Origin of the sequence: Nitrosomonas supralitoralis, from assembly GCF_003011925.2 — a bacterium.
In the GTDB taxonomy this organism is placed as follows: domain Bacteria; phylum Pseudomonadota; class Gammaproteobacteria; order Burkholderiales; family Nitrosomonadaceae; genus Nitrosomonas; species Nitrosomonas supralitoralis.
Genome location: NZ_PXXU01000104.1, coordinates 1 through 4,420, shown reverse-complemented (window position 1 = coordinate 4,420; position 4,420 = coordinate 1). Strand labels below are relative to the sequence as shown.

Annotated in this window: 6 protein-coding genes; 3 read left to right on the top strand and 3 right to left on the bottom strand. The window is 47.1% G+C overall.

All coding sequences use genetic code 11. From position 1 onward, the window contains the following. The 3 genes from C7H79_RS16455 to C7H79_RS16445 all read left to right on the top strand — a co-directional run. Positions 1-399, top strand: a 399-nt coding sequence (locus tag C7H79_RS16455) for a response regulator transcription factor (RefSeq protein WP_147383653.1), incomplete at its 5' end; no start/stop codon positions are given. Between the two features lie 182 nt (positions 400-581). Further along, positions 582-1,004, top strand: coding sequence for a hypothetical protein (locus tag C7H79_RS16450; RefSeq protein ID WP_242447351.1), 423 nt, complete (start codon positions 582-584; stop codon positions 1,002-1,004). 16 nt (positions 1,005-1,020) lie between these two features. After that, positions 1,021-1,566 carry a glycine zipper family protein gene (locus C7H79_RS16445; RefSeq protein ID WP_106708331.1) on the top strand — a complete coding sequence of 182 codons (546 nt, stop codon included), beginning with the start codon at positions 1,021-1,023 and terminating at the stop codon, positions 1,564-1,566. A 251-nt stretch (positions 1,567-1,817) separates the two neighbouring features. On the opposite strand, the gene C7H79_RS16440 is transcribed toward C7H79_RS16445, so the two are convergent. From C7H79_RS16440 to C7H79_RS16430, 3 genes are all read right to left on the bottom strand, one after another. Beyond that, positions 1,818-2,306: an SRPBCC family protein gene (locus C7H79_RS16440; protein ID WP_106708330.1), complete on the bottom strand. Its 489-nt coding sequence runs from the start codon at positions 2,304-2,306 to the stop codon at positions 1,818-1,820. Between the two features lie 154 nt (positions 2,307-2,460). After that, on the bottom strand, positions 2,461-2,856 hold the full coding sequence (locus C7H79_RS16435; RefSeq protein WP_106708329.1) for a VOC family protein: 396 nt from the start codon (positions 2,854-2,856) through the stop codon (positions 2,461-2,463). Positions 2,857-2,894: 38 nt separating this feature from the next. After that, positions 2,895-4,376, bottom strand: a complete 1,482-nt coding sequence (locus C7H79_RS16430; RefSeq protein ID WP_106708328.1) for a protein adenylyltransferase SelO — start codon at positions 4,374-4,376, stop codon at positions 2,895-2,897. Positions 4,377-4,420: the final 44 nt, after the last annotated feature.

The window sequence follows — 4,420 nt, the reverse complement described above, 5'->3', positions numbered from 1 at the left end:
AGCAAGATTGAGCTGCCGGTTATTTTTCTTACCGGTCATGGGGATATTCCCATGAGTGTGAGAGCAATCAAAGGAGGGGCGGTGGATTTTCTGACTAAACCTGTGATGCGGGAGAAACTGTTGGTGTGCGTGCGCGCTGCTTTTGCAGACGCGCGAAAAAAGGTTAGTGACATTACGCGTAATAAAGAGATGATGTCGTGCTTGATAAATCTCACCAGACGTGAGCGGGAGGTGATGGCCTTGGCGGTTCAAGGGCATAGTAACAAAGAAATTGCTTATAGCCTGGGCATCAGTCATCGCACGGTTGAAATTCATAAATCCAAGATCATGCAAAAAACGGGCGCAAATAGTTTGCTTGAACTTGCACGCATCGCACGGGAATGTGAATTGAACGAATAATCCTATTTTGGAGGTAGAAAATAATTTCGTAACTTCCGGATTATTAAACTATCGATAGCCGGTAAATGTAATTCCCAAGCTAAAGGAATTCTGAGTTAATCTATCAGTCTAATTAACGTTTTCAACATTACAAATATTCAGTGAGCATTCATATGCGGAATAGTCAATGGATTCGCTTGACAATGACTTTGCTTATAATCGCAACCGGTACTTCTGTCTGGGGTCATGGGCACCGGCATAGTCATTTAAGTATTGGTTTAGGCTACTATGGGCCAGGGTTTTATGGCGGTTACGGCTATGGAGGCTTCGGGTATGGAGGTTATGGATTGGGTCGTTACGGATTTGGTGGTTATGGATTTGGATATCCTTCCTATTACTTTCCACCCGCTTATGCCTATCCGCCGACTGTGGTTGTTCCGGTTACTCCGCCGGTTTATGTCGAGCAACAAGCAGTGCAGCCGACCCAGCAATCTCAGCCAATCCAGCAAGCGCAGCCACAAACCAATTACTGGTACTATTGCCAGAATCCTGATGGCTACTATCCCTATGTCAAGAAATGCCCGGATGGTTGGCTGCAAGTGGCGCCACAACCCCCAGGTCAATAACTCTAAGAGGTCGCGCATGATCATGCTGAGGAGGTTATTCGTAGTATTAATGATTAGTTTACAAGTTGCCTGTGTCAGCATGCCGACTGGTCCCAGTGTTATGACGTTGCCAGGTACCGGTAAAAGCTTTGAACAGTTTCGTGTCGATGATTATGAATGCAGGGCTTATGCCTATCAGCAAATTGGCGGAGAAACGCCGCAACAGGCTTCTCGAACCAGTGGTATAGAAAGCGCGGCGATTGGAACCGGATTAGGTGCTGCCGCAGGCGCTGCTTTGGGTGGCGGGCAAGGCGCTGCAATCGGTGCAGGTGCAGGACTTTTGGCGGGTGGAGTTGTTGGCTCAGGCACGGCCTCTACCTCCGGCTATATGAGTCAACGGCGATATGACGTGAGCTATATTCAATGCATGTATGCAAAAGGCCATCGGGTTCCGGTTTCAGGAAGGATTACTGGTAATCAATCGGTTAACAGCGGCACCGGCCCAAGGGTCACAAAACCAACAGAAAATTTCACGCCACCTCCGCCACCTCCGGGCAATCCGCCACCTCCACCACCGCAATGAAGACAGAGCGCTAGCGCTGTGCTATGTGACAGGTTAATGCAGCAATTGATCCTAAGTTACAGGAGTTTCTGGAAAGATTGAGCAGGATAAAATCATAGCGCTGAAAGAAAATGCAGTGAAGTATGTTTTCTATAGAAATAGTGCTATCCAAGGCAATGAGCGTCAAGACGCCTGATTAACTCGTGTGTTTCTGAGACTAACCGCTGTCAGATAGGATTATATATTACAAGTTATCTTTGGATTGCATTTAATCATTCGGTTGAAGTGTGAAAGTATTCCAATCGAGCATTCAATTGGCAAGCCATGCCCTTCGCGCCTTGCCACATCACTTGATGGTGATTCCATTTGAATACGGGCGATGCGATTGGGGCAAGTAGATTCATCCAACGCCGGTTGGTGTAAATGTGCCAGTGATATCGCACCACGGTTAGTTCGTCTTCACGGAAGAAATTCCACCGACCGGTTCCCGTGATCTCACCCAGTGCGTGACCTTCCAAAAGGGAAAGTGGAACAAAGCCAGTGACACGCATATCGAATGTAAAACGATAGGGAATTCGCCCCTTCCAGGTAAAGCGATGCACGCTGCCAATGCCATCCGCATCACCGTTTTCAATCTTTTCCACCATTTTGACATTTTTCCACCAAATCGGCCAATCCAGACAATGAATAATCGTATCGCATACTTCTACCAAGGGTGCGTCAATACGCCATTCTGTGACAAATTTAAACTCTGTTGTCATGTTGCGTCTGATTAAAGAAGTCAGCAGGAAGCGCCGGATTAATTCGATAATCAGGTATTTCTACTTGCTCAATCAAGAAGCTACCGTCGGCTTTGTAACTTATTATGCTGGGCAACATGGATATTAAGCTTTAGATTGTCGCGTGGGCGCATTTTTATTCACCAGAATTTTGTGGTGGGATAACGTAATCCACTGTTAGCATTTCGAGTAAATGCCCATTGGGGTCACGAAAGTAAACTCCGCGACCACCATAATTGTGGTTGATCATCATGTCGTCCGCATTACCTGGGCCGCTGCCATAGAGAATTTGCTCAGCCTGAAGTCGCGCAAATATTGCGTCAAATTCCTGCTCCGAGACTTTGAATGCGTAGTGAATCGATAGAAACTGTTCTTTGTTATCGAAATCCAAACTTAAAGTGTCGTTGACGCGCACCACGATGAAATGAGAAAACACACCAACGTATTCAAAACCAAATACGCGGCAATAAAATTTAGCAGATACAACTTTATCGAAGCAGGGCACGATGGTGTGATTAAGAGTAATTGCCATTTCTGTTCTCCTGTCAATGATTAGCTCTTAACAGCGACTTACGTTCCACAGAATGTTTGATATACACGTTCCGATGGCGCTGGCGGCGTGCGGTACTCATAGTATTCCGCCACATCGGCATAGGGATTGGCTACTGCCGCAATCAACTGCTGAATCAATGTGTAATCGCCTTGTTCGGAAGCGGCGGATAGAGCCTCTTCGACGCGATGATTGCGCGGAATGATTGCAGGGTTATTGACTTGCATCAGACGCAAAGATATTTCTTTTGGTTCGGGTTGACGTGCCAGCCTGGCTTGCCAACGAACATACCACGCTTCGAATCCGGCATCTTGAAACATGTTACCACCAGGGAAAGCTTCTGAGATCAGTGCACGGAAGGTGTTGGTGTAATCGGCTTGATGTTGATACATCCAGGTGAGAAGGTCGGTGATTAATTCGGGATCATTAGCTTCTTCCGTAATTAATCCTAGTTTTTTACGCATCCCCGCCATCCATTCAGATTGATAAATTTCTGGAAAAGCATGAATGGCTTCTTCTGCCAACGTCACGGCTTTTTCTTGTACTGGGTCAATCATAGGCAGCAATGTTTCGGCCAGACGTGCGAGATTCCACTGAGCCATCAGTGGTTGATTGCTATAGCGATAGCGGCCATTCTGATCGATCGAACTGAATACCGTATTGGGATTATATGCATCCATAAATGCGCACGGACCATAGTCGATCGTTTCGCCGCTGATGCTCATGTTATCAGTATTCATCACGCCGTGTATGAAGCCCGACAGTAACCATTTCGCAATCAAAGCCGCTTGACGCTCAATCACTCGATTTAACAGCGACAGATAAGGATTAGTGGCATCCTTCAAATCGGAATAATGACGCTGAATCGTATAATCAGCCAGGATTCTAATCGCATTAACATCACTTTGTCCGGCAGCATATTCAAACGTACCGACGCGTAAGTGGCTTGCTGCTACACGAGTCAGAATCGCACCGGGGAGCAAGGTTTCACGCATCACTTGCTCTCCTGTGGTGGCCACGGCAAGACTACGCGTCGATGGAATACCCAACCCATGCATTGCTTCACTGATGATGTATTCGCGCAGCATCGGTGCTAAAGCCGCCCGACCATCACCACGCCGGGAAAATGGAGTCTGACCCGAGCCTTTCAGTTGAATGTCGAATCGCTCATTGGTCGGAGTAAGATGTTCACCCAGTAATATCGCCCGCCCATCACCCAGCATCGTGAAATGCCCAAACTGATGGCCGGCATAGGCTTGTGCTATGGGTTGCGCACCTTGCGGCATTACATTCCCGCTAAATAATAAGGCAACTTCTTCGGCAGTCAACGCGCCGATATCCAATCCTAACGATTCTGCGAGAACAGGATTCAATATTACGGTCTGTGGAGCGCGCACCGGTACCGGAGACATTTGGGCAAAAAAATAATCGGGTAATCGCGCATAGCTATTGTCGAAGCGCCAGCCCACACGATCGTTGGCATGTTCTTTTTGGAGTTTCATAGTTTTATTTCACATTATTTGATTCGGATTTAACTACACAATAT